The organism is Ferrimonas balearica DSM 9799 (assembly GCF_000148645.1).
In the GTDB taxonomy this organism is placed as follows: domain Bacteria; phylum Pseudomonadota; class Gammaproteobacteria; order Enterobacterales; family Shewanellaceae; genus Ferrimonas; species Ferrimonas balearica.
The window spans coordinates 3,068,716-3,094,972 of the sequence record NC_014541.1; the positions used below are offsets into that span (position 1 = coordinate 3,068,716).

At 61.3% G+C, this 26,257-nt stretch carries 22 protein-coding genes; 3 read left to right on the forward strand and 19 right to left on the reverse strand.

From position 1 onward, the window contains the following. Positions 1-4: 4 nt before the first annotated feature. Positions 5-2,629, reverse strand: a complete 2,625-nt coding sequence (locus FBAL_RS14035) for a cation-translocating P-type ATPase (protein WP_013346243.1) — start codon at positions 2,627-2,629, stop codon at positions 5-7. Positions 2,630-3,541: 912 nt separating this feature from the next. Between FBAL_RS14035 and FBAL_RS14040 the strand changes: the two genes are divergently transcribed. Beyond that, on the forward strand, positions 3,542-3,775 hold the full coding sequence (locus FBAL_RS14040; RefSeq protein ID WP_041251310.1) for a hypothetical protein: 234 nt from the start codon (positions 3,542-3,544) through the stop codon (positions 3,773-3,775). 52 nt (positions 3,776-3,827) lie between these two features. Here FBAL_RS14040 and FBAL_RS14045 read toward each other — a convergent pair whose 3' ends face one another. From FBAL_RS14045 to guaB, 3 genes are all read right to left on the reverse strand, one after another. Continuing rightward, positions 3,828-4,442, reverse strand: coding sequence for a YitT family protein (locus tag FBAL_RS14045; protein WP_013346245.1), 615 nt, complete (start codon positions 4,440-4,442; stop codon positions 3,828-3,830). 370 nt (positions 4,443-4,812) lie between these two features. After that, positions 4,813-6,387, reverse strand: coding sequence for a glutamine-hydrolyzing GMP synthase (gene guaA, locus FBAL_RS14050; RefSeq protein ID WP_013346246.1), 1,575 nt, complete (start codon positions 6,385-6,387; stop codon positions 4,813-4,815). Positions 6,388-6,456: 69 nt separating this feature from the next. Beyond that, a complete protein-coding gene (guaB, locus tag FBAL_RS14055) occupies positions 6,457-7,920 on the reverse strand; it encodes an IMP dehydrogenase (protein ID WP_013346247.1) in 1,464 nt (487 codons plus the stop codon). A 136-nt stretch (positions 7,921-8,056) separates the two neighbouring features. Between guaB and xseA the strand changes: the two genes are divergently transcribed. After that, a complete protein-coding gene (gene xseA / locus FBAL_RS14060) occupies positions 8,057-9,391 on the forward strand; it encodes an exodeoxyribonuclease VII large subunit (RefSeq protein WP_013346248.1) in 1,335 nt (444 codons plus the stop codon). Between the two features lie 48 nt (positions 9,392-9,439). Here xseA and FBAL_RS14065 read toward each other — a convergent pair whose 3' ends face one another. The 10 genes from FBAL_RS14065 to rlmN form a co-directional block, all read right to left on the reverse strand. Further along, a complete protein-coding gene (locus FBAL_RS14065; RefSeq protein WP_245544356.1) occupies positions 9,440-10,714 on the reverse strand; it encodes an FAD-binding oxidoreductase in 1,275 nt (424 codons plus the stop codon). Positions 10,715-10,913: 199 nt separating this feature from the next. Next, a complete protein-coding gene (locus FBAL_RS14070; protein ID WP_013346250.1) occupies positions 10,914-12,083 on the reverse strand; it encodes a GGDEF domain-containing protein in 1,170 nt (389 codons plus the stop codon). A 189-nt stretch (positions 12,084-12,272) separates the two neighbouring features. After that, positions 12,273-13,760, reverse strand: coding sequence for a ribosome biogenesis GTPase Der (der, locus tag FBAL_RS14075; protein ID WP_013346251.1), 1,488 nt, complete (start codon positions 13,758-13,760; stop codon positions 12,273-12,275). Between the two features lie 70 nt (positions 13,761-13,830). Then, positions 13,831-15,021, reverse strand: a complete 1,191-nt coding sequence (bamB, locus tag FBAL_RS14080; RefSeq protein WP_013346252.1) for an outer membrane protein assembly factor BamB — start codon at positions 15,019-15,021, stop codon at positions 13,831-13,833. A 12-nt stretch (positions 15,022-15,033) separates the two neighbouring features. Further along, positions 15,034-15,648: a tetratricopeptide repeat protein gene (locus tag FBAL_RS14085; protein ID WP_013346253.1), complete on the reverse strand. Its 615-nt coding sequence runs from the start codon at positions 15,646-15,648 to the stop codon at positions 15,034-15,036. Between the two features lie 10 nt (positions 15,649-15,658). Continuing rightward, positions 15,659-16,936, reverse strand: a complete 1,278-nt coding sequence (gene hisS, locus FBAL_RS14090) for a histidine--tRNA ligase (RefSeq protein WP_013346254.1) — start codon at positions 16,934-16,936, stop codon at positions 15,659-15,661. 96 nt (positions 16,937-17,032) lie between these two features. Continuing rightward, positions 17,033-18,148: a flavodoxin-dependent (E)-4-hydroxy-3-methylbut-2-enyl-diphosphate synthase gene (gene ispG / locus FBAL_RS14095; RefSeq protein ID WP_013346255.1), complete on the reverse strand. Its 1,116-nt coding sequence runs from the start codon at positions 18,146-18,148 to the stop codon at positions 17,033-17,035. Positions 18,149-18,155: 7 nt separating this feature from the next. Continuing rightward, positions 18,156-19,127 carry a cytoskeleton protein RodZ gene (rodZ, locus tag FBAL_RS14100; protein WP_013346256.1) on the reverse strand — a complete coding sequence of 324 codons (972 nt, stop codon included), beginning with the start codon at positions 19,125-19,127 and terminating at the stop codon, positions 18,156-18,158. Beyond that, complete coding sequence (gene pilW, locus FBAL_RS14105; protein ID WP_013346257.1) at positions 19,127-19,900, reverse strand: type IV pilus biogenesis/stability protein PilW; 774 nt, start codon at positions 19,898-19,900, stop codon at positions 19,127-19,129. The genes rodZ and pilW overlap by 1 nt, the downstream gene beginning before the upstream one ends. A gap of 30 nt (positions 19,901-19,930) precedes the next feature. Continuing rightward, positions 19,931-21,049: a dual-specificity RNA methyltransferase RlmN gene (rlmN, locus tag FBAL_RS14110; protein WP_013346258.1), complete on the reverse strand. Its 1,119-nt coding sequence runs from the start codon at positions 21,047-21,049 to the stop codon at positions 19,931-19,933. A gap of 201 nt (positions 21,050-21,250) precedes the next feature. Here rlmN and FBAL_RS14115 point away from each other — a divergent pair, with 201 nt between their 5' ends. Continuing rightward, positions 21,251-22,303, forward strand: a complete 1,053-nt coding sequence (locus FBAL_RS14115) for a CNNM domain-containing protein (protein WP_013346259.1) — start codon at positions 21,251-21,253, stop codon at positions 22,301-22,303. Between the two features lie 58 nt (positions 22,304-22,361). Here FBAL_RS14115 and ndk read toward each other — a convergent pair whose 3' ends face one another. From ndk to hscA, 5 genes are all read right to left on the reverse strand, one after another. Then, on the reverse strand, positions 22,362-22,793 hold the full coding sequence (gene ndk, locus FBAL_RS14120; protein WP_013346260.1) for a nucleoside-diphosphate kinase: 432 nt from the start codon (positions 22,791-22,793) through the stop codon (positions 22,362-22,364). A 143-nt stretch (positions 22,794-22,936) separates the two neighbouring features. After that, positions 22,937-23,488 (reverse strand): hypothetical protein, encoded by a 552-nt coding sequence (locus FBAL_RS14125; protein WP_013346261.1) that lies wholly within the window; start codon positions 23,486-23,488, stop codon positions 22,937-22,939. A 348-nt stretch (positions 23,489-23,836) separates the two neighbouring features. Further along, entirely contained in the window at positions 23,837-24,037 is a 201-nt protein-coding gene (iscX, locus tag FBAL_RS14130) for a Fe-S cluster assembly protein IscX (RefSeq protein WP_013346262.1), read from the reverse strand. 9 nt (positions 24,038-24,046) lie between these two features. Then, the gene (gene fdx, locus FBAL_RS14135) at positions 24,047-24,385 is read right to left on the reverse strand and encodes an ISC system 2Fe-2S type ferredoxin (protein WP_013346263.1); all 339 of its coding nucleotides are present in this window, start codon (positions 24,383-24,385) and stop codon (positions 24,047-24,049) included. A gap of 9 nt (positions 24,386-24,394) precedes the next feature. After that, complete coding sequence (hscA, locus tag FBAL_RS14140) at positions 24,395-26,245, reverse strand: Fe-S protein assembly chaperone HscA (RefSeq protein WP_013346264.1); 1,851 nt, start codon at positions 26,243-26,245, stop codon at positions 24,395-24,397. Positions 26,246-26,257: the final 12 nt, after the last annotated feature.

Here is a 26,257-nt window from a genome sequence, read left to right on the forward strand (position 1 = left end):
CCGGTTAAGCGCCCCGCTCTGCTGTCCGGGCATCCGCTTTGTCCGTCTGGCGGAGGTTGTGCCACCATTTGTGGCCCTCATCCACAATAAACAGCGTCAGCGCCAGGGCCAGAAGGGTGCCCCACTGCTCGAGCGTGACCGGCTCCAGCGCCAACAGTTGTGCCAGCGGCGGGAAGGCGATCGCCCCGATATGGATGCCCTGGGCGATCAGGATCCCCAGCAGCAGTAACGGGTTGGAGAAGAAGGGCTGGTGGCGCAAGGAGCGACGCTCCGAACGACTGCTGAGGGCATGGACGTTCTCAAACAGCACCATCATCAGCAGGGTCAGGTTTCTGGCCTCGGCCTCCGCCACGCCCTGCGACAGAGCGAAGGCAAACACCGCGAAGGCCACGCCACCCATGTAGAGGGCGCTGCTGAGCACCCGCTCCAGCATCAGGCGGTTAAAAATCCGCTCATTGGGGGGCCGGGGGGGCTGGGTCAGTTCATCCCCTTCGGCGGGTTCAAACGCCAGCGCCACATCCTGCACCCCATTGGTGACGAGGTTGAGCCAGAGGATCTGCAGCGGCAACAGCGGCAGGGGCAGGCCAACCAGCACACTGAGAATAAACAGCACGATCTCGGCGGCACCGGTGGCGATCAGCAGGTAGATCACCTTGCGGATGTTGCTGTACACCACACGCCCCTCCCGGACGCCATCGACGATGGAGGCGAAGTGGTCATCGGTCAGGATCAGGTCGGCATTTTCACGGGCCACGTCCGTACCCCGCTTGCCCATGGCGATGCCCACATGGGCCGCATGCAGTGCCGGCGCATCATTGACCCCGTCCCCTGTCATCGCCACGTTGTGACCGGCCGCCATCAACTCCTGAGTGATCAACAGTTTCTGCATCGGCTCGATGCGGGCAAACACCCGGCTGCCCATGATGGTTTCCCGCAGTGCGCTGGCGCCCTGTTTTTGGGCGGCGACCAGATCCTGCCCTGTGACGACGGGGTCACGAGGCTGGCAAAGCCCCAGCTCCACGCTGAGCGCCAGCGCCGTATCCGGATGGTCGCCGGTGATCATCGCCACCTCAATCTGGGCGGCCCGGCAGCGGGCCACCGCCTCCACCGCATCGGAACGCAGGGGATCCACCATCGCCACAGCACCGAGGAAACGCAGTCCCGATGGGGGCTCCGCGGGATTCATCTTGCCCTGCCACGGGCCATCCGCCAGTGCCAGAACGCGGTAGCCCAGCCCTGCCAGCTCCGCCAGCTGCTGCTGGAACCGCTCGGGCTCCCAGTCACTGCCCATCGCCTGATCACACAGCGGCAGGATCCGTTCAAACGCGCCCTTGAAATAGACCCGCTTCTGCTCCCCCTCCTGAACGGCCACGGCGGCGTAGGCCAGCTCCGGTTCGTAGGGCACGCGGTCAATCTCATCGCCGGGCTGCGCCTGGTCAGGCGCGAAGCCCGCCTTGCCCGCCAAGACCAGCAGGGCAACATCCACGCCATCCCCCTCGCCGCGCCATTGCCCCTGCACCGCAACCACCGAGGCCTCATTGCACACCTGTCCGGCGTGAACCAGCGCTTCCATCTCCGGGACCTGCGCCGCCAGGGCTTCAATGCGTCCGGCCCGTTCCATCCCCTCCCCACTGACGGGGATCCGCTGCCCCCGGGGCAGCCAGAGTTGCCGCACCGTCATCTCGTTGACCGTCAGGGTGCCGGTCTTGTCGGAGCAGATCAGGGTGCACGACCCCAGCGCTTCCACCGCCACCAGCCGCCGCACAATCACTTTGACCCGGGCCATACGGCGCATGCCGATGGCCAGAGCAACGGTGATGGCGGCGGGCAACCCCTCGGGGATCGCCGAGACCGCCAGAGCCAGCCCCAGCAGGAAGATTGAGCCCAGATCGGCGCCACGCAGCAGCACAATGACAAAGAGGACGGCGATCACCACCATGACGCTGACGGCCACCACCAGGGTGAAGCGTTCGATGCGGCGCTGCAGCGGCGCCTTGGGCTCTGGCTGAGCCTTGACTGCCGAGGCGATCTGGCCAATTTCACTCTGGGTTCCGGTGGCCTCCACCACGCCCTCCCCGCGACCGTGCATCACCATAGTGCCAGCGAACACGCAATCGCTGCGTTCGGTCAGGGGCCCCTCAATCGGGGCGCTGGCGGCTTGTTTCGCCACCGTCTGCGCTTCGCCGGTCAGTACCGACTCATCCACCATCAATCCGGTGGCCTCCGTCAGGCGGGTATCGGCGCTGATCCGGTCGCCGCTGGTCAGCAGGACGATGTCGCCCGGTACCAGATCGATGGCGTCGATCTCCCTGACCTGCCCGTCACGGCGCACCCGCGCCCGCCGGGGCACCATCTTGTGCAGTGCGCCGGCCGCCTTCTGGGCGGAATACTCCTGGATGGTGCCGATCAGGGCGTTGATGCCCAGTACCACCAATATAAAGATGGCGTTGATCTGCTGAGCAAGGACCAGCGCGATAAGCGCGGCAGCGAGCAGCACGTAAACAAAGGGGGTGTGAAACTGATTGAGCAGCAGCCACCACCAGGACTTCGCCCGGGGCGATGGCAACTGATTGGGACCGAACTGCTCCCGGCGTTGTCTGGCTTCCTGCTCGCTCAATCCCGCTCTCATGGTGCTTCCTTCCCTTTCCCCCTGGACGAGCCATTTGACACTGTCATACCGGCGGCCTGTATCAGCGGCAGCGGGGTCGCCAGCAGCCCCAGAACACTCCCAGCCAGCCGTTCCCCCATCCGGCCCGGATGACCCAGCCGCGCCGCCCCTCGCCCAATGCGCCAGTGGTGATCAGTGACACCGGCAGAATAAAGAACCGACCCACAGTGCCTCACCATCGAGACCGAAGAGGGCGTTTTAAAACAAAGGCTCAGCTCAAGCATAGTTAATCGGGGGCTTAGCTGAGGGCGGCTGTTCAGGTTGCCGGGAACACTGTCAGGCACACTGCCGGGCAGCGAGTGGGAGATACCGAAAACGGCCAGTTCAGTTCGTGCGCCACAGGCGCACGCTACGTCCGGTTTCGCACTCTGAATCGAAGTGGTGGCGTTTACCGTAGCGTGGGCCTGTGGCCCACGGAAAACAAGGGGATTCGGGCGGAGCTGATCAAGCCTGACCCGGTGAGCAGATGGCCATATAAGTAACGAAACCCATCTCTAGCTGCCATTCTCCCGTGGGCTGAAAGCCCACGCTACGTCCAGTCCCCCTGGCTTAATGAACACCACCCTTAAGACTCCATGACCACATGGGCCGCTATCAGCCCTCCGCTCCTGGCGCCCACCTGCCCTCTCGCTGACTTCGAGGGCTTGCTCGCCACGCAAACTTTAGGGAAGGAAAACCGAAAACGCATCCCAGTCGCCCTCGGACCTTGTTAATGGTTTGTGATCCAGCGCAATGGATCCACCCGGGTCAATGACCGGCCTTTTCTGCCGCTCCAGCGGCTTTCGTCAGTGACCTCCCAGTTCCGCAAAGCGGGGATTTACCCTGGTGAAAAAATGCCATTCAATGGCGAAATCCTCACCAACTGCCGTGATTATGCTTTCCCTGATCGTGCTCCTCAGCGGCCTGCAACTGGCCCCCACTGCCGACGCCTTTACCCTGCGTTGCCATGCCATGGCGGAACGCGCTCAGCACCAGTGTGAGAAGCGGGGTGAACGCCCCTTGGCGGAGTGTGAGGAGCGCGGCCGAATCGCCATGCGCTTCTGTTTGAGCAAGCGGGATGCGCCGCCCCACCCGAAGCCGGTGACACCGCAGGATCCCTTCCGTTAGGGCAATAAAAAAGAGGGCCAGGGCCCTCTTTTTTATTGTGTTCGGTATTGGCTCAGGAGGCCGCCAGCTCCGGCTTGGCGATGTAGCGCCCGGGCCGGTGGTTAAAGCCCAGCACCAGATTCATCAGCACAATGCACAGCGCCGACGCCAGGCCGGTGGCCACACCGTAGAAGTAGGCGGTGGCCAGCAGGATCAGCGCATCCAGTCCCATCAGCAGGTAACCGGCCCGCCAGCCAAAGCGCTCCTGACAGAACAGCGCCAGCACGTTAAAGCCGCCCGCACTGGATTGATGGCGGAACAGCACCAGCAGGCCAACCCCACACAGCACACCGCCAATGGCGCCCGCCATCAGCGGCGTCAGGCCCTGAATAACCAGGCTCTGGCCCAGCGTCTCCGCCAGCCAGGACACCAGCGCCACGGTGATCAGGCTTTTGACGGTGAAACTGCGGCTCATGCGGAACCAGGCCATCAGGTAGAACGGCGCACTCAGGCCGAGAAACAGCAGACCAAAGCTCCAACCGGAGAGCTGACTCACCAGCAGCGCCAATCCGGCAACGCCCCCCACCAGTACCCCGGCCTGCTTGAGCAGCACGATGGCAAAGGAGAGCGTCAGAATGCCGATGGACAGGGCAAACAGGTCTTCATGGATGGCGTGGCGGGAGTTCACTGTACGGGCCTCTTCTTCACTGCGGGCGGAATTTTGGCGCCGATGGTAGTCATTCCCGCAGGAAGCACAACTTAACCCAACCACAGGATCCGCTAAGCAGAGCGCCGGGGATGCGACCATCCGCCAGCAGCAGAGAGGAAAACCAAACGGTGCACATCTCCAGTTATTAATGACAGCAGATGATTCTGAAGTTGTGTATCTGCTCCCGAGACCCCGCATCAAGCGATAACGAATCGGGATGGGGCGGGCGGATAGGTGAGCGGGCGGATAGATGAGCGGGCGGATAGATGAGCGGATAAATGGGCAATAAAAAACCCCGGCCAATGGCCGGGGTTTTCAGGTCAGTCAGCCTTCAGGCTAAAAGACGGGATCATTCCCACTCGATGGTCGCCGGCGGCTTGCCGGAGATGTCGTATACCACGCGGGAGATGCCGTTCACTTCGTTGATGATGCGGTTGGATACGCGACCCAGGAAGTCGTACGGCAGGTGGGCCCAGTGGGCGGTCATAAAGTCGATGGTTTCCACCGCACGCAGGGACACAACCCAGTCGTACTTACGGCCATCGCCCATGACGCCTACGGAGCGTACCGGCAGGAACACGGTGAACGCCTGGGACACCTTGTTGTACAGGTCGGCTTTGTGCAGCTCTTCGATGAAGATGGCGTCAGCACGGCGCAGCAGGTCGCAGTACTCTTTCTTCACTTCACCCAGTACACGCACGCCCAGACCCGGACCGGGGAACGGGTGACGGTACAGCATGTTGTACGGCAGACCCAGCTCCAGGCCGATCTTGCGCACTTCGTCTTTGAACAGCTCGGTCAGCGGCTCAACCAGGCCCAGCTCCATGTCTTCCGGCAGACCGCCCACGTTGTGGTGGGACTTGATCACGTGCGCTTTGCCGGTGGCGGCGCCAGCGGACTCAATCACGTCGGGGTAGATGGTGCCCTGAGCCAGCCATTTCACGTCCTGGATCTTGGAGGCTTCTTCATCGAACACTTCGATAAAGGTGTGGCCGATGATCTTACGCTTGGCTTCCGGGTCGTTCTCGCCTTCCAGCGCGTTCAGGAAGCGCTCTTCGGCGTCAACACGGACGATGTTCAGACCGAAGTGGTCGCCGAACATCTCCATCACCTGGTCGCCTTCGTTCAGGCGCAGCAGGCCGTTGTCCACGAACACACAGGTCAGCTGGCTGCCGATGGCGCGGTGCAGCAGCATCGCAACCACGGAGGAGTCGACACCGCCGGACAGGCCCAGAATCACCTTGTCGCCACCCACTTTCTCTTTGATGCGGGCGATGGCGTCTTCGATGATCGCTTCGGAGGTCCACTTGGCTTCGCAACCACAGATGTTGAGTACGAAGTGCTCCAGCATGCGCTTGCCCTGCTTGGAGTGGGTCACTTCCGGGTGGAACTGCACGCCGTAGAAGTGGCGGGTCTCGTCGGCCATGGCGGCAAACGGACAGGTTTCGGTTTCGGCCACTTTGACGAAGCCTTCCGGGATGGCAACCACTTTGTCACCGTGGCTCATCCACACATCCAGCAGCGCTTTGCCGTCTTCGGCAATGGCGTCCTCGATGTTTTCAAACAGTTTGGTGGGCTCCAGTACCTTCACCTGGGCGTAGCCAAACTCGCGCAGGTCAGAACCGGCCACTTTGCCGCCCAGCTGCTCGGACATGGTCTGCATGCCGTAGCACACGCCCAGTACCGGCACGCCAGCTTCAAATACGTATTGCGGAGCGCGGGGGGAACCGGGCTCAGTCACGGACTCCGGGCCACCGGACAGTACGATGCCGGTCGGGTTGAAGTCGCGGATCTGGGCTTCGGTGACGTCCCAGCCCCACAGCTCGCAGTAAACGCCGATCTCACGGATACGACGGGCGATAAGCTGGGTGTACTGAGAGCCGAAGTCCAGGATCAGGATACGGTGGTCATGGATGTTGCTCATGAGATGTTCTTTCTCTTTCTAATGATGATGGAAAGCGGGCCGGAGAACCGGCCCGCTTTCTGAACGCTATTATCCCAGACGATAGTTAGGGGCTTCTTTGGTGATCGTCACATCGTGAACGTGACTTTCCTTAATACCCGCACCGGAGATGCGCACAAATTCCGCTTTGGTGCGCAGTTCTTCGATGGTGGCACAGCCAGTCAGGCCCATGCAGGAGCGCAAACCGCCCATCTGCTGGTGGATGATCTCTTTGAGCTTACCTTTGTAGGGGATGCGACCTTCGATGCCTTCCGGCACCATTTTGTCGGCCGCGTTATCGGTCTGGAAGTAACGGTCAGAGGAACCTTTGGTCATCGCGCCCAGGGAGCCCATACCACGGTAGGACTTAAAGGCACGGCCCTGGTACAGCTCGATTTCGCCCGGGGCTTCTTCGGTACCGGCGAACAGGCCGCCAGCCATCACACAGGAGGCACCGGCTGCCAGCGCTTTGGCGATGTCGCCGGAGAAGCGGATACCACCATCGGCAATCACCGGCACACCGTGCTGGTTACAGACGGCAGCGGCTTCGGCCACGGCGGTGATCTGCGGAACGCCCACACCGGTCACGATACGGGTGGTGCAGATGGAGCCCGGGCCGATGCCCACTTTCACCGCATCCACGCCAGCTTCAATCAGGGCCAGTGCGCCCGCGGCAGTCGCCACGTTGCCACCGACGATCTGAATGTGCGGGAACGCCTGACGGGTTTCGCGGATGCGCTGCAGTACGCCTTCAGAGTGGCCGTGGGAGGAGTCGATCAGAATCACGTCTACACCGGCTTCCACCAGCGCAGCAACGCGCTCTTCGTTACCGGCACCGGCGCCAACGGCGGCACCACAACGCAGGCGGCCCAGCTCGTCTTTACAGGCGTGGGGCTTACGTTCGGCTTTCTGGAAATCTTTAACGGTGATCATGCCCTTGAGGGTGAACTGAGCGTCCACCACCAGCACTTTCTCGATGCGGTGCTTGTGCATCAGCGCCTGAGCGTTGATCAGCGGCGCGCCTTCCGGCACGGTCACCAGGCGCTCTTTGGGGGTCATCACTTCGGCAACAGTGAGTTCCGGATCGGTGACGAAACGGACGTCACGACCGGTGATGATGCCGATCAATTCGTTGTTGTCAGCCACCACCGGGTAACCGGCAAAGCCGTTCTGCTCGGCCATTTCGCGCAGGGTGCGCATGGTCACGTCAGGGGTTACGGTGATCGGGTCTTGCACGATACCGGCTTCGTACTTCTTCACTTTGCGCACTTCAGCAGCTTGCTGCTCGATGCTCATGTTTTTGTGAATAAAGCCAAGGCCGCCTTCCTGTGCCATCGCGATGGCCAGTCGGGCTTCGGTTACGGTGTCCATGGCTGCAGACAGCAACGGCAGGTTCAGGCTGATGGTTTTGGTCAGCTGAGTACCAAGCTGGGCAGTATTGGGCAGAACAGTTGAGTGAGCGGGAACCAGGAGGACGTCATCGAACGTCAGAGCTTCTTGTTTGATGCGGAGCATAGCAACATTCCACCGAATTGAGGATTTGGACGAGGTAAAATATTGCGGTCGCATTATAGCGACTTGCCCTTGCCCCGACAAACGAAAGTTGGTACCAATTGACGATCATCTTCACGAACCACAGCGAAACCCTCTTTTGTCCGCTTCCAACGCCGTATTCACCGTTTCCGCCCTGAATCGCCAGATCAAAGCCCTGCTGGAGCAGCAATGGGGCCGGATTTGGCTCAGTGGTGAGATCTCCAACCTGGCCATGCCGTCTTCCGGTCACTGGTATTTCACCCTGAAAGATGACCGCAGCCAGTTGCGCTGCGCCATGTTCAAAAGCCGCACCGCCCGGGTCGGCTTCCGGCCCGAACACGGCATGCAGGTGCTGGTGCGCGCCAACCTCACCATGTACGAGCCCAGAGGGGATCTGCAGCTGGTGGTGGAGTCGATGCAACCGGCGGGCGACGGCTTGCTGCAGCAGCGCTTTGAGGCGCTCAAGATGCAGCTGGCCGCCGAGGGTTTGTTCGCCATGGAAGCCAAGCAGTGCCTGCCCCACCCCATCCGCCGCCTTGGCGTGATCACCAGCCCCAGTGGCGCGGCGGTGCAGGACGTGTTGTCGGTGCTGAAACGGCGCGACCCGATGCTGGAGGTGATCATCTACCCCAGCCAGGTACAGGGCGCCGAGGCCACCGGGCAGATCTGCCAGGCCATCGCCACCGCCAACGCCCGGGATGAGGTGGACGCCATCCTGCTGACCCGGGGCGGCGGCAGCCTCGAAGACCTGTGGTGTTTTAACGAGGAAGCAGTGGCCCGGGCCATCTACCACTCCCGCCTGCCCATCGTCAGTGCGGTCGGACACGAGGTGGACACCACCATCGCCGATTACGTGGCGGACCTGCGCGCCCCCACCCCTTCCGCCGCTGCCGAGCTGCTGAGCCAGGATGCGGGCCTGCGACTGGACCGCCTGCAGCGTGACCGCCAGCGGCTGGCTCAGGCCATCGGTGCCCAGCTGCGTGGGCAACAGCAGCGTCTGGTGTTGCTGGCCACCCGCCTGAACGGCAACCACCCCAGCCGCAAGCTGGAGCAGCACGCCCAGCGGCTGGATGAGTTGAGCCTGCGACTGGACCGTGCCATGACAGCCCAGGTCAGCCAGCGTGCCCAGACGGTAGAGCGCCTGGAAGCCCGCCTGAACCGTTTCCACCCCACACCCCGTCTTGCCGCATTGGGGCAGCAGCTGAATGGCCTGGAGCACCGTCTGAACCGCGCTATCGGCCAGCAGCTGCATCAGGGGCGCCTGACCCTGGCCGGACGGGCGGCCGCACTGGAGGCGGTCAGCCCATTGGCGGTGCTGTCCCGAGGCTACAGCATCCTTCAGGATGAACAGGGCCAGACCATCAAGTCGACCGAACAGGTTGAGGTGGGGCAACGCCTCACCGCCCGGTTGCATCAGGGCAGCCTGGGGTTGAAGGTGACCGACACCGAGTAACGAAAAGGGGCCATCATGGCCCCTTTTTTCTGCGTGATTACCCCGACATCAGTCCGGTGAGATGTTCTGATTCAGATGCAGCTGGTTGTTGGGGTCCCACTGCTGTTTCACCAGTTTGAGCCGGGCGTAATTCTGCTGATAGGCGTCCTCTACCCGGCCGCCCTCCTCTTCGGTCATAAAGTTCACGTACGCCCCAGCTGAGGCGTAGGGGGCGGTGGCGCGGAACAGCGCGCGGGACCACTGGATAAAGCGCTCATCCTCTGCCGCCTCCTGCCAGCGGGCGTGCACATTCATGACAAAACGCGCGTCCCGGGCGCTCCAGGCGGTGGCGTCCGACGCCACCCGGTTGGCCGCCCCGGCAATCACCGCAAAGAACACTTCGCACTCCGGCCCCGGCAGGCCTTCGGCATAATCCAGCGCGGTTTCGACCAGCGGCGCCGACAGCTCTGTGAAGTTGTGGGTCTTCCAGTAGTTGCGGGCGCCTTCGGTCAGCAGCGGATCAAACGCCTGCTGCCACTCGGCATAGGGCATGGCGCCGAGGTGGGCGCCATGCGGTTCACCAAAGCCCCGCAGGGTATCGGCCAGCGCCTCGCCTTCTGCCAATTCGCCACTGTGGCAAATGGCCAGCACCACCACTTTGGTGCCGTGCACGGCGGGGTCGAGGAACGGCAACGGGGGAGCATGACGGATCACCACCCAGGCGTTAAAGGTTTCCGGTGTGGTGAGGATCCAGTTGCGATACTGCTCCAGCACGGCCTGAGCCTGGGCAAAGGGGAACACCACCAACCCAGCGAACACTTCCGGCCCGACCGGGTAAGCCTGGAAATCAAAACGGCTGACCACACCGAAGTTGCCACCGCCTCCTCGCAACGCCCAGAACAGGTCCGGGTGGCTGTCGGCGCTGGCCTCAACCACGTCGCCATCCACCGTGACCACCCGGGCGGCCCGCAGGGCGTCCACCGTCATGCCAAAGCGCCGGGTCAGCCAGCCGAAGCCGCCGCCCAGAGTCAGCCCGGCAATGCCGGTGGTGGAGTTGATGCCAACCGGTACCGCCAGCTCGTGCGCCTGACAGGCGGCGTCGATCTGGCCCAGGGTGGCACCGGGGCCCGCCTGAACCAGTTGGGTGGCCGGGTCCACGGTGACCTCGTTCATCAATGACAGGTCAATCAACAAGCCGTCATTGCAGCTGGCGTTACCGGCAATGTTGTGGCCGGCACCGCGCAGCGCGATCTCCAGCGAGTGCTGTTGAGCAAAGGCCAGTGCGGCCTGAATGTCCGCTTCACTCTGGCATCGGGCGATCAATGCCGGACGCTTGTCGGCCATGGCATTCCACAGCTGGCGAACGGCATCGTATTCGGGATGTTCCGGGGGGATGAGCGACCCGCTGAATTGGCCGCTAAGGGGGGTTAAGTCGAGCCCATTGTGAGCATGCATGGTACACCTCTCTTGGCGGAGAGAAACCCGCTCCAAGAGGCAAGCTTAGTCGAGCCGCAACCTGCCACGGCAAATTCGTGGCAGAGAGTTACGACTCCACCAGCACCGGCTCAGTGGAACAGCTGCGATTGCGCCCTTCCGCCTTCGCCTGATACAGCGCCTTGTCGGCCCGCAGGTACATGTCGGTCAGCCGGTCCTGGTTACCACGCCAGGCTGTGGCGCCCACCGACACCGCCACCCTGACCTCCTGCCCCTGTTCGGTCTGGGTCCAGCCCACTTGGCGACAGAGGCACTCGGCCACCTCCTGAACACACTGGTCGGTGCGCAGCGGCATCAACAGGGCAAACTCCTCACCGCCGATGCGGGCCGCTAATGCTTCCTCCTCCACCAGGTTCACCAGGCGTTGGCCAAACTGGCCCAGTACCCGGTCACCGAAGGGGTGGCCAAAGCGATCGTTGATCTCCTTAAAGTGGTCGATGTCCATCAGGATCAGCGCCAATCCGCCGCCCTGCTCCAGCGCCCGCACCAGGTAGGGTTCGGAGTAATCGAAGAAGTGACGGCGATTGGAGAGGCCGGTCAGAGGATCGGTCAGGGCCAGTGCCCTGAGTTTCTCCAGCTGCCGTACCTCTTTGGAGACGTTGCTGACCACGGTACAGACCGCCGGCTCCCCATCCCACATCAGCACGAAGTCCACAAGATGGGCGTGCAGAGAGCGGCCGTTGATGGTGTGGTGTTCCACCACCTGGGTTTTGCCGAGGGTGCCGGACGCCATCAGGGTGTCGTAATTACGCTGAGCCTCCGGCCAGTGCGCTTCGCCGATGATCCGACGCAGGCTGTCCAGCTCCAGTACCTGCTCGACAGACGCAAAATCAAACAGGCGGGCAAAAGCCGGGTTGGCGAACAGGGGCTTAAAGCGACGGTGCACCATAAAGGCACAGGGGTTACGGTCAACCAACTGCTGGTAGTGATGAGAGGGCGACGACAGCGGCGTCATCAGCGTCAGCCAGGCATCGCGGCCGGGAAGGCGGGAGCTGGCCATATTCAGTTGCAGATGACTGTGCGATGAGCGGAAGCTGATCCGCCCCTCCTGACGAATGCAGCGCAACTGGTCCAACACCCCGGAGGCCAACAACAGGGGTTCAGCGATGGCGTTCACTGCCACAATGCCAACACTGTCGTGGACAACGGCCGCCTCGGGCATCAGGTTGAGCCACTCGAGGGCGTTAAACTGCAGATCCTTCATGGCGATGACGGCCATCTTTCCTATCTAAACTGGCGCTATTGTAAAGTTTTTTCATTACAGCGCCGGGATCAAATTCCGACTTTTACCACTTGGGTGGCAGCCATTAACAGCGCCATAACAGGGGCGCCGTTGGTTCTGTCAGGTGGGTCACGAATTGGAATTACCCACAAAAAAAGGAGCCCGAAGGCTCCTTTTTGTCACCGCTTACTTGCGGCGGTTTTTCAGGTGTCCCAGCACGCGCTTACGCTGGCGTTGCTCGCTGGCAGTCATCTTTTTGCGCTTGCCGTCGAAGGGGTTCGCGCCCTCCTGGAACAGCACCTTGATGGGGGTACCGACGATGTTCAGAGAACGGCGGTAGTAGTTCATCAGGTAGCGCTTGTACGCGTCCGGCAGGTCACGCACCTGGTTGCCGTGCACCACGATGATCGGCGGGTTGTAGCCACCGGCGTGGGCGTATTTCAGCTTCACCCGGCGACCGCGCACCATCGGCGGCTGGTGGTCATCCTGGGCCATGTGCATGATCTTGGTCAGCAACGAGGTGGAGCAGCGACGGGTGGCGCTGTCGTAGGCTTCCTGTACGGATTCGAACAGGTGGCCCACACCGGTGCCGTGCAGCGCAGAGATAAAGTGCAGCTTGGCGAAGTCGATAAAGCCCAGACGACGGTCCAGCTCGCGCTTGATGTCCTCTTTGACGGTCATATCGAGGCCGTCCCACTTGTTCACCGCCACCACCAGCGCGCGGCCGGCGTTAAGGGTAAAGCCCAGCAGGGACAGGTCCTGATCAGACAGGCCTTCACGGGCGTCCACCACCAGCAGCACCACGTTGGCGTCTTCAATCGCCTGCAGGGTCTTAATGACGGAGAACTTCTCAACCGCTTCGTACACGGACTTACGACGACGCACACCGGCGGTGTCGATCAGCACGTATTCGCGACCATCACGCTCCATCGGGATGTAGATGGAGTCACGGGTGGTACCGGGCATGTCATACACCACCACCCGCTCCTCGCCGAGGATGCGGTTGGTCAGGGTGGATTTGCCCACGTTCGGCTTACCGATGATGGCCAGCTTGATCGGCAGGGCGCGCAGGCGCTCCGCTTCAGACTCGGCGTCCTCTTCGGTCAGCTGTTCCGGCTCTTCGACGTCCCAGGCATCCTCGTCAATCTCCTCGTCCAGCTCACCGGCTTCCTCTTTCAGCGTTTCAGCCATCGGGGCCAGGGCGTAGTGGATCAGGGAGGACACACCGCGGTTCTGGGCCGCAGCAATCTGGTGGATCTCGCCGTAACCCAGGGCGTAGAACTCGCCCACGGCAGCGTCCGCGTCGATGCCGTCGGTCTTGTTGGCCACCAACAGGGTTCGCTTTTCGCGGCTGCGCAGGTGCTTGGAGATCGCTTCGTCGGCGGCGGTCAGGCCAGCGCGAGCATCCACCAGGAACAGCACCACATCAGCTTCCTCAATGGCACGCAGGGACTGCTCTGCCATCTTGGTCTCGATGCCCTCTTCGGTACCATCGATACCGCCGGTATCCACAACGATGAAGTCATGGCCCGCCAGGTTAGCCTGGCCATACTTGCGGTCACGGGTCAGACCAGGGAAATCGGCCACCAGGGCATCGCGGGTGCCGGTTAACCGGTTAAACAGGGTCGACTTGCCCACATTGGGACGTCCAACCAGGGCCACCACTGGGATCATCGTGTGCAAACCTCTCGAATAAAATAAAAACGCCCCCGGAGATTCGGGGGCGGCATAGTGTACAGCCAGATCAGGGAATTGTCACCGCAGCTATGCGTCCCGCCCGGGTCTGGAGATAGAGTGTATCCCCATCGCGCAGTGCTTGCGTATACAAACCGCTGGAATCCACCTGAACCCGACCCAGCAAGGTGCCGTTATCGCGGTCCATGATGTGCAGGTAACCTTCGAAGTCGCCCACCACCAGATAGTCGCCCAGCACCTGAGGCGCGGTCACCATACGACCGGTCAGTTCGCTGTTGGCCCACTTCTCCAGGCCGTTGCGGCGGTCGATGGCAAACACCGAACCTTTGGCGTCGGTCAGGTAGATGTCGAATCCGCTGATCGCCAGGGGCGAGTAGCTGGAGTACTGACGGGCCCACAGGATGCGGCCGCTGCGCAGCTCAATGGCGGACAGGTTGCCGTTGAAGGCCACACCGTACACGGTGTCACCCAGTACCACCGGGGCCGCGTCCACATCCACCACGCGCTCAAGTTCGTTGGCGCCGGTGGCTTCACCCAGTCGGGCTTCCCATACCGGGGCACCGTTCTCGGCGATGATGGCGGTGATCTTACCGTCCGGGGTGCCCACCAGGGCCGCGCCCTGAGCCTGGCCGATGCCGGAGGTGCCGCGCAGCACCAGTGACGGCATGGTCAGGTCCATCTGCCATTCGAATTCACCGCTGTCGACGTCGAACGCCTGCACCTTGCCGGCGCCAGTATTGACGATCACGTTGGTGCCAACCACTTCCGGATCAGACAACACTTCACCGCGGGTGGTGGCCTGCCAGACCACGGCACCGTCTTCCGCGTTCAGGGCAAACAGCACGCCGTTTTCACTGCCCACAAACACCTTGTTGAAGCCGGTGGTCAGGCCGCCGGACAAGCGGGCGCCCTTGTTCTTCTGCAGTGCACCTTCGGCAAACACGCGGCGCAGGTTGGTCTCCCAAACCTGCTCACCAGTGGCCTGGTCGAAAGCGCTGATCAAGCCAAAGCGCTCGGACACGAACACCTTGTCATACGCCACTGCCGGAGACAGGGAAGACCAGTAGTCCTCAATGCCGTTGCCGACACGGGCAGTCCACTGCACGGAAGCGTCAATCGGGTTGGCGATCTCCGGCAGCGGTGCCACCACTTCGGCTTCGTCGTCGCTGGAAGCGCAACCGCCCAGCACCAACGCCGCACCGATCAGGCCCGCCAGCCATCCTTTTCTTGCCAGCAACATCGGCACGACTCCTTAAGCCAGATCGTCCAGTTTCATCTGCAGGGCCGGGCTGGTTTGCGCCCCGCCAGCGTCCAGTGCGGACTGGTAAGCGGCGCGCGCGGCGTCCATCTCACCCTTCTTCACCAGCACGTCGCCTTTCAGCTCTTCACGCTGAGCGGCGAACGCTTCACTGGTCACCTTCTCCAGAGTGGCCTGGGCGGCGTCGAGTTTGTCCTGAGCCAGCTGCACGCGAGCCAGACGCAGGGTCACCATCGGCGCAGTGGCGCTGTCCATGCTCGGCAGCACTTCGGTCAGCAGGGTTTCGGCTTTGGCCAGGTCACCGGCTTCAACCGCAGCACGGGCCAGCAGCAGCTGGCTCAGCGGGCCGTAGCCGGACTCACCGTATTCGTTCTGGAACTGGGCGACCGCGGTATCCAGCGCATCCTGGGATTGGCCAGCCTGCTCAATCACTCGGCCGTAGGCAGCGGAAGCCTGTTCAGCTTTGCCCACCAGGTGATCCTGGTAGGTGTTCCAGCCAAACAAACCACCCAGACCCAGTACCGCGCCACCAATGATGGAAACACCGTACTCTTTCCAGAATCTCTTAATCGCTTCTACTTGTTGTTCTTCAGTGCTGTAAATTTCCACGGTGTTCCCCTTAATTCTGCACCAGCGCCTTCAGTTCCATGGCCAGTGCGTCCCGGGACAGTTGACGCTGTTCGCCTCCGCGCAGAGGCTTAACGGTCACCAGTCCCTGTTTCAGTTCATCCTCACCCAAGATCAGGGCCAGTTCGGCTCCGCTCTTGTCGGCGCGCTTCATCTGTTTCTTGAAGTTTCCGCCACCACAATGGGTCATCACCTTAAGGCCAGAAACACTCTGGCGCAACTCCTGGGCCAGTTGCAGGGCTGCGGCTTGCGCGCCGTCGCCCATGGCACAGAGATAGACATCCACACCACGGGGCAGATTGTCGAATTTGCCCAGGGTATCCAGCAGCAGGACCAGACGCTCCATGCCCATGGCAAAACCGACCGCCGGGGTGTCTTTGCCACCCAGCTGGCCCACCAGGCTGTCGTAGCGGCCACCGGCCAGTACGGTGCCCTGGGAGCCGAGGCTCTCGGTGACCCACTCAAACACGGTGCGGTTGTAGTAGTCGAGACCACGAACCAGACGGGTGTTCACGGTGAATTCGATGCCCGCAGCGCGCAGGAGTTCACACAAGGTGTTGAAATGTTGCTTGGATTCGTCGCCGAGGTAGTCCATCAGCACCGGGGCACCGGCCAGCAGGGCCTGTACATTGGCGTCTTTGGAATCCAGCACGCGCAGCGGATTGGTGTAGAGACGACGCTGGCTGTCTTCGTCCAGAGTCTCTTTATGCTGCTCCAGGAACACCACCAGGGCGTCACGGTAAGCCGCGCGCTCGTCGGCGTTACCCAGGGTGTTCAGCTCCAGGCGTACGTGGTCACGGATGCCGAGCTGGTCCCACAGGGCCGCAGACAGCATCAGCACTTCGGCATCGATGTCGGCGGTGGCCAGGCCGTACACTTCCACACCAAACTGGTGGAACTGGCGGTAGCGGCCTTTTTGGGGGCGTTCGTGGCGGAACATCGGGCCCATGTACCACAGGCGCTGTTCCTGGTTGTACAGCAGGCCATGTTCGTTGCCCGCGCGTACGGTAGAGGCGGTGCCTTCCGGACGCAGGGTCAGGGAATCGCCGTTGCGATCCTCAAAGGTGTACATCTCTTTTTCGACGATGTCGGTGACTTCACCGATGGCGCGCTTGAACAGGCCGGTCATCTCGACGATGGGAGTGCGGATCTCCTGATAACCAAAGCTGGCTACCAGCTCGCGCAGGGTGCGCTCTACCTGTTGCCACTTCTGGCTGTCCGCCGGCAGGCAGTCGTTCATGCCGCGGATCGCTTGGATCTGTTTTGCCACGATTTACCCGTAATGAGTTGGAGGTTGAATTCGCAAGAACCCGCCATTATAGAAAGCGCCCGCCCTTTGGAAAAGGGGCGGGCGGCGGGAGTGGGATCAGACGTCCTCTTCCTTGACGTCGATGCGTTGCGCCTTCTCGGCAACGCGGGCGCGGATCTTGGCTTCCAGCAGTTCCACCAGGTTGTCGTTGTCGAGGCGCTCTTTCTGGCGCTCGCCTCCGACGTAGAAGCCGCTCTTGCGGTTGGAGCCCGCCAGACCGAGGTCTGACACCAGGGCTTCACCGGGGCCATTGACCACGCAGCCGATGATGGAGACGTCCAGCGGGGTGGTGATGTCTTCCAGACGCTGCTCCAGCGCATTGACGGTGCCAATCACGTCGAACTCCTGACGGGAGCAGGACGGACAGGCGATAAAATTGATGCCGCGGGCGCGGATGCGCAGGCTCTTGAGAATATCAAAGCCCACTTTGACCTCTTCAACCGGGTCAGCCGCCAACGAGATGCGCAGGGTGTCGCCGATCCCTTCGGACAGCAACATGCCCAGACCAATGGCGGATTTCACCGAACCGGCACGGGCGCCGCCCGCTTCAGTGATGCCCAGGTGCAGCGGCTGCACAATCTCACGGGCCAGCTGACGGTAGGACTCCACCGCCAGGAACACGTCAGAGGCTTTTACGCTGACCTTGAACTGGTCGAAGTTGAGGCGGTCGAGAATGTCGACGTGACGCATGGCGGATTCCACCAGCGCTGCCGGGGTCGGCTCGCCGTATTTCTCCTGGATGTCTTTCTCCAGGGAGCCCGCGTTCACGCCGATGCGGATCGGGATGTTGTTGTCACGGGCACAGTCCACCACCGCACGGATGCGGTCTTCGCGACCGATATTGCCGGGGTTGATGCGCAGGCAGTCAACGCCGTACTCCGCCACTTTCAGGGCGATGCGGTAATCGAAGTGGATGTCAGCCACCAGCGGGATGTCGGTCTGCTGCTTGATCAGCTTGAACGCTTCCGCGGCTTCCATCGTTGGCACGGACACCCGAACGATGTCGGCGCCGGCTTTCTGGATCGCCTGGATCTGAGCGACGGTGGCCGCCACATCGGTGGTGCGGGTGTTGGTCATGGACTGGACGGAGATGGGCGCATCGCCGCCCACCGGCACATTGCCCACCCAGATCTGGGTGGACTTGCGACGAACAATCGGGCTTTCGTGTTGCATATCGGTCTTACTGCGGCAGGGTCAGGCGCGCGACCCGACCGGCACGGAAGGAGGAGAGGTCAACGGCGTCGCCGTTAAACTCAAGGGAAACGGCTTCAGGCGCACCCAGACGCAGGCTGAATGGCGCTTTGCCGGTCAACTCGGTCTTGAAACCATCCAGCTTCAGGCCCTCCAGCAGTACGTCGCCGTCGGCGTCCTGAACCAGCATCCAGCACTCCGCCTTGAGGGCGATGGCCAGACGGCTGGACGCGGCATCGGCGGGCTCAGCAGGGGCGCTTTCCGGTTCGGCCTGAGCGGCTTCGGCGGCACTGGGCGCGTTGACCGGTGCGGATTCCGTCTCCGGCTGTTCCACCGCCGGCTCGGTAACCGGCTCATCCGCCGGTTGATCGGCCGTGGTCACCGCACCCATCTCAATCTCACCGGCGCTCTCGCTGCCGCTGTAGGCGGCTTCAGAGACCTGCTCAGCCGCTTCCGGTGCCACCTCGGGCAGGGTTTGCGGTTCCAGTTGTTCCGGCACTTCACCGGCCACTGGGGCTTCAACCTGGGTCTCGCTGCCTTGAGGGGCCAACTGCCGACTGTCGGCATTGGCCAACCACCACCACACCACCAGGCCGACAATGCCCAGCGCGATGACCCAGGTGGCCATCATCCAGCGGTTGTCAGCTTTCTCGCGATTGGTGCGGCGGGAGAAACTTTGCATATTGGGGGTGGGCTCGACCCGGTGCAGGGCGTCGAGGGCCTGATTCATGCGGCTTTCATCCAGCCCCACCAGGCGGGCGTAGTTCCGTACATAGCCGCGAATGTAGGTGACCGAAGTGCCGGGCTCGAAGCTGTCCTGCTCCATACCCTGCACCACGGAATGACGCAGGTTGAGCCGCTGGGCCACCTGTTGCGTCGTCAGACCCGCGCGCTCCCGGGCAGCCTTCAGCAGAGGGCCAGGGGTTTCAACGGGGGTTTCGTGGTTCAGTTCGTCACTCATCAGTAAAACTTCGTTCGGTAGATTTTCGCCTGCTCAGAGCCAGGGTATTTCGCCAACAATAGTACCCCATAGCGGCGAGCCGCATCAGTATCCTCGGCTTCGAGCGCCAATTCCACCCCTAATAACAGACTCTGTGCGGATTCATTGCCACCGTCGTGGTATCGACCAAGGTATTTCCGGGCCTTAGCCGGCTGCCTGGCGGCAAATGCCAGTTCGGCCACCTCTAACAAAGAGACGGCCCGGCGGGGGTCATAATTGAGAGCTTGCTCAAAGTAGCCTTGGGCTTTGTCGTTCCAGCCCGCTTCCCGGGCGCAGATGCCCAGGTTTTCGTAGGTCTGAGCCTGGCGAATGTAGTCAGGATTGTTGACCGCGCGCCGCATCCAGGTGTCGGCTTCTTTGAAGCGACCCTCACGACAGAGGAACACACCGTAGTTGTTGGCGGCGTCGGCGTTGTGGCGATTGACCCGCAGGGCGCGAAGGTAGGCGCGCTCTGCCTGGTCAGTGTCGGAAACGGTTTCGAAGTAGAAGGCCAGAGCCAGGTGCGCCTCATCGAGGTCGGGCGCCTGCTTCAAGGCCTTATCAAGATTGAATTTTGCCTGCTCCATGTCACCACGGCGCAGGTAAGTCAGGCCCAGGGCGATGCGCTCCCGGGCCGCAGAGACGGCGTCATAGGTCGGTTCGACAACCCGTTGGTCAGTGCCACTGTAGGTGGTCTGTTGTACGCATCCGGTGAGGCAAATCCCGGCCATCACCATCAGCCATGTGCGCTTCATTTCGACCCTGATCCTTTACCAAACAGGCGGTTAGACCATTGTGACGGAAATGCCGTCCTCTTGCATACGTTTTTTCAACATACGCTTGGTGCGGTCCCGCACGTCACCCACCAGCTGGCCACAGGCGGCATCGATGTCATCGCCACGGGTTTTACGCACGATAACGGTCATGCCGTACTCCATCAGAACCTTCGCGAAACGGTCGATGCGGGAGTTGGAGCTTTTGCCGTAGGGGCTGCCCGGGTAAGGGTTGAACGGGATCAGGTTGATCTTACACGGCGTGTCTTTCATCACCTTGGCCAGTTCATGGGCCTGGTCGGTGCTGTCGTTGATGTGATCCAGCATCACGTACTCAACGGTCACACGGCCTTTGTTGGCGTAGGACTTGGTCAGGTAGGTGCGCACCGAGGCCAGGAAGGTCTCGATGTTGTACTTTTTGTTGACCGGTACCAGCACGTCACGCAGCTCGTCGTTGGGCGCGTGCAGGCTGATGGCCAGGGCCACGTCAATCATGTCACCCAGCTTGTCCAGGGCCGGTACCACACCGGAGGTGGACAGGGTCACACGGCGCTTGGACAAACCAAAGCCGAAGTCATCCAGCATGATGTCCATGGCCGGAACCACGTTGGACAGGTTCAACAGCGGTTCACCCATGCCCATCATCACTACGTTGGAGATGGGACGCTCGCCGGTCTCGTTTTTCAGGCCCAGGTACTTGGCTACACGCCATACCTGGCCGATGATCTCGGCAACGCTCAGGTTGCGGTTAAAACCCTGCTGGGCGGTGGAGCAGAAGCTGCACTCCAGCGCACACCCTACCTGAGAGGAGACGCACAGCGTGGCGCGGTCGGATTCCGGGATGTACACGGTTTCCACTTCCTGACCGTTGCCCACATCGATGGCGAACTTGATGGTGCCATCGGAGGAGTGCTGGCTGGTGCTGATTTCGGGCGCAACGATCACCGCGCGTTCGGCCAGCTTGGCCCGCAGCGCTTTATTGATGTTGGTCATCTGCTCGAAATCATCGGCACCGAAGTGATAGATCCACTTCATCACCTGGTCGGCACGGAACGGCTTTTCGCCCATCTCGGCAAAAAACGCGCGCATCGCTTTGCGATCCAGGTTGAGCAAGTTGATTTTGTCTGTCATCGATCGGTTGCCTCGTGATAAAACCCGCCGAAAATGGCGCGCAATTGTACAGGTCCAAGCGCCGGTGAGTCCAGTCCGGCCGCTGCGGGTGTGGCTTTATAAAAGGTCGTCAGAGGTTAAGCTTCCGACCCAAAGGTAAAGTCGTGGTAAAATGCGCGCTCTTTTCACTATGGATCGTCTTATTGTAAGGCCAACCCGGCAATGACACTTTTGATCATCTACGTCACCGTCGCCATCGGCGTGTCGTTTATCTGCAGTATTTTTGAAGCGGTTCTGCTCAGTGTAACCCCTTCTTACATCGCGGGCCTTCGGGCCGAGCGACCCAAAGCGGCGGCCAACCTGGCTGAGCTGAAAGACAATGTCGAAGCCCCGCTGGTCGGGATCCTGACTCTGAATACCATCGCCCACACCGCCGGCGCTGCCGGTGCAGGCGCCCAGGCCACCATCGTGTTTGGCAGCGAAGCACTGGGCATCTTCTCGGCGGTGCTGACCTTCGGCATCCTGTTCTTCTCTGAGATCATCCCGAAAACCCTGGGTGCCAACTACTGGCGTACCCTGGCACCAACCGCCGCCGTGATCCTCAAAGGCATGGTGGTTGTGTGCAAGCCGTTGATCTGGATGTCGATGCGCATCACCTCACTGATGGGCAAAGGCGAAGCCGGTCATTACGTCCGTGCCGAAATGTCCGCCATGGCCGACATCGGTGCCGAATCCGGTGAACTGAACGAGCAGGAATCCAACATCCTTAAGCAGATGCTGAAAGCCCGTTCTGTGCCGGTCAGCGCGATCATGACCCCGCGTACCGTGATCCACTCTGTCAGCCAGAACATGACCCTGACCGAGTTTACTCACCTGCACGGTAAACGCCGCTTCTCCCGCATTCCGGTGTTCGATGAGGACAGCGATGACATCGTGGGTTACATCAACCGCTCTGAAGCCCTGCTGGCAGAGAAGCACACCCCGGACGCATCGCTGAAGTCGATCCGCCACAGCATCACCGCCGTGCCGGAAACCGCCCGCCTGATGAGCCTGTTTGAGTCCCTGCTGAAAAAGCACACCCAGATCGCCATCGTGGTGGACGAATACGGCAGCGTAATGGGTCTGGTGACCATGGAGGACATCGTCGAGTCCCTGCTCGGTCTGGAGATTGTTGACCTGAGCGACCCGGCCACCGACATGCAGCAGGTTGCCCGCAAGCTGTGGGAACACCGCCAGAAGCAACGCAAGATCCGCATCAGCCGCGACCAGGACTGATGACACAGACACAAAAAAAGCGCCCCTCGGGGCGCTTTTTTTTTGACCAGCGTATCGCTTAGCGAGTGCGCGGGCAGATCTCTTCAGCAGAGAAGAAGTACGCGATTTCGCGCTCGGCAGAAGCCAGGGCGTCGGAACCGTGTACGGCGTTCTCGTCGATGCTGTTGGCGTAGTCGCTGCGCAGGGTACCGCGAGCAGCGTCAGCCGGGTTGGTGGCGCCCATGATTTCGCGGTTGGCCAGAACGGCGTTCTCACCTTCCAGAACCTGAACCATGATCGGGCCAGAGGTCATGAAATCAACCAGGGCGCCGAAGAACGGACGCTCTTTGTGCTCAGCGTAGAAGCCTTCAGCTTGCTCGCGAGTCAGGTGAACCATTTTGGAGGCAACGATCTTCAGACCAGCGGACTCGAAACGGTTGTAGATAGCGCCGATCAGGTTTTTCGCTACGGCGTCAGGTTTGATGATGGAAAAAGTGCGCTCAAGGGCCATCGTCCACTCCATGTTGTATTCGGACAGTAATTTCTCGGCGCGGATTATATGCTAACTCCCGCCGCAAACACAGCCCCCTGTCACAGACAGCAAAAAGCCGGGCTGGGCCCGGCTCTCATTTCATGGCTTTGGCTTGCGCCGCATCACCATTTGGCGACGTACTTCACACCCACCCAAGCGCAATGCTTGTCGCAGTTTCGACGGTAGCGGGTTACAAAGCCTTTCTGGTTCGCGCAGGCGATGGCCGAATTCAGCTGTTCTCCCTCCCCTTTGGGCAGAGTGAGCATTAATCGACCGCCGTTACCCAAACGACGCCAGGATTGGTCCATCAACGGCTCATAGGGTTCGGTCAGGCGCTCCGGCAGGATGGCGATAGCGTCACACTGCTGCAGGTCAGCACTGGGGCCGGGAGCCACCACTTTCACCTGAGGCAGCAGGGTGAGATCACGTTGCAGGCTTTGGCGCTCGATGTCACTGACACCGGGCTCAGTCAACACGGTAACCTGACCGGTCTGGCCAACGGCCATGGCCAGCATCTCAACGATACCGAGGGCATGGGTGCCCATCAGCAAGACGTGTTCACCGCGTTTCAGGCACAACTTACGCAGCAGAAAGCGCAGCTGCCAAAGAGACAAAGTGCTTTCAACAGGGGATTGCACCTGTTGAGGTTCGATACTGCGGACAATTGGAGTCATTGTTGTCTCCGCAAGGCGTTTTTAAGAGTTATGAGAGAAGGCTCAGAGTCTGCAAGATGCAGATTCTCTGGCTAATAAAGCGACAACCAAGTGCCCAACATAAAGTGTACCGGGTGCAAAAAAAACCCCCATCGATGGATTTTTTCTCACTCTGCGACTAGCAATATTCCTAAGTCCTTCACAGGTCACAAAAAGTGGTTGTGACACTACTCTTATTTCATTTGTAAGTTGGAATGGTCGCCCCGCCCAAACTGCGAAAAAATGACGGTTGCGTCACGGATCCGAACCAAAACCGTGCAGCGCCCCTTTTTAGGGCAATAAAAAACGGAGCCCGAAGGCTCCGTCTGCTTAATCCATCTCGTCGATCCAGGCCTGCTGGATGGCTTCGAGGATCTTCTCACCGCAGTGGTCAGGGTCGTCATCAAACTCATCCAGCGCCAGTACCCATTCCCGTAAATCGGTAAAGCGCACCAGGGTGGGGTCCACCTCGGGTTTCTGCTCTGCCAGTTCGATGGCAATGTCCTGTACATCAATCCATTTCAGGCCCATGGGATCTCCTTAGTGGTTTTCAGATACCTGGTTGATGGTGTAGCGCGGGATCTCAACCACCAGATCCTCATCCGCGACACGCGCCTGGCAAGAGAGACGGGACTCCGGCTCAAGACCCCAGGCTTTGTCCAGCATGTCGTCTTCCAGCTCGTCGCTCTCTTCCAGCGAATCAAAGCCTTCACGCACAACGCAGTGGCAGGTGGTGCAAGCGCAGGACTTCTCGCAGGCGTGCTCAATGTGGATGCCATTTTTCAGTGCCACATCCAGAATGGTTTCACCGGCCTGGGCTTCCACTTCCAAGCCGTTAGGACACAGTTCCTGGTGGGGTAAAAAGACGAGTTTCGGCATCGTATCCTCTTATACGTTATCCACGGACTGGCCCGACAGCGCGCGGCGGATGGCCAGGTCCATGCGGCGAGCGGCGAAATCGCCACTGGCCTTGTCCAGAGCCTCGATGGCGGCCTTGATGGCTTCACCGTCGGTGCCCTCACACAGGGTTGTAAGTTCGCTCATGCGGGTTTCGAGATCAGCCCGCTCTTCGGCGTTCAGCAGTTCGTCACCGTCTTCGGCCAGGCCACGGCCCAGGCTCTCGATAACGCGACCCGCCTCGATGCGCTGTTCGGTCAGCATCCGCTTCACGATGTCATCCTTGGCGTGGGTCATGGAATCTTTCAGCATCTGCATCACTTCGCCGTCGGAGAGGCCGAAGGAGGGCTTCACTTCGATGGCCGCCTGCACGCCGGAGGTTTTCTCCATCGCGGTCACGCTGAGCAGACCATCGGCATCGACCTGGAAGGTCACGCGGATCACCGCGGTACCGGCCGCCATCGGCGGAATGCCCTGCAGCACAAAGCGCGCCAGTGAGCGGCAGTCATCCACCATCTCACGCTCGCCCTGCACCACGTGGATTGCCATCGCGGTCTGGCCATCCTTAAAGGTGGTGAACTCCTGGGCACGGGCCACCGGGATGGTGGTATTACGCGGCACCACCTTCTCAGTCAGGCCGCCCATGGTTTCCAGACCCAGGGACAGCGGCAGCACGTCCAGCAGCAGCATGTCGGAATCCGGTTTGTTGCCGGCCAGGATGTCCGCCTGCACCGCAGCACCGATAGCGACCACGCGGTCAGGGTCGATGCTGGTCAGGGGCTCACGACCATAGAATTCGCCGACGGCACTGCGAACGCGGGGCACGCGGGTGGAACCGCCCACCATCACCACTTCCAGCACTTCGTCTTTATCGACACCGGCGTCTTTCAGGCAGCGGCGGCAAGCGAGCAGCGTCTGCTTGATCAGCGGTTCAATCAGGGCGTCGAAGTCGGCGCGGGTGATCTCACCCTGCCATTCGCCCAGTTGAGCGGTCACGCTGTCGTTGTCGGTCAACGCTTCTTTGATGCGGCAGGCTTCCACCAGTACCGCACGCTGAAGGCCGGCGCTGTCGATGTCAATGCCGGCGCGGCGGGCCAGCTCGTCGGCCAGCAGGTGGTCGAAGTCATCGCCGCCAAGCGCGGAGTCGCCGCCGGTGGCCATCACTTCAAACACGCCCTTGTTCAGGCGCAGGATGGAGATGTCGAAGGTACCACCACCGAGGTCATACACCGCGATAACGCCTTCCTGACCGGAGTCGAGGCCGTAAGCGATGGCAGCGGCGGTGGGTTCGTTCAGCAGGCGCAGCACCTTAACGCCGATCAGTTCTGCGGCGTCTTTGGTGCCCTGACGCTGGGCGTCATCAAAGTAGGCCGGCACGGTGATGACCGCACCGGTCAGGTCACCACCCAGGGTCTCTTCCGCGCGCTGGATCAGCGGGCGCAGCACCTCGGCAGAGACCTGGATCGGGTTGACCCGGCCCTGGCGGGTCTCAAACAGCGGCAGGCCGTTGTCGGACGCGGCCAGTTGATAAGGCAGTTTGGGGTAACGCCCCTGAACGTCCGCCAGAGAGCGGCCAAGGAAGCGTTTTACCGAGATGATGGTGTTGTGGGGGTCGTTGACCGCCTGAGCCTGGGCTTCGAAGCCAGTGCTCAGCCCCTGCTCCAGATAACGCACCACGGAAGGCATACGATGACGGCCTTCGGCGTCCGGGAGGGTATCGGCCTGACCGCTGCGAACCGCAGCGACCAGAGAATTGGTGGTGCCGAGGTCGATGCCTACAGCCAGCTTATGCTGGTGAGGCGCGGCGCTCTGGCCGGGCTCGGCGATTTGCAGTAGTGCCATGATGCTGTGTTA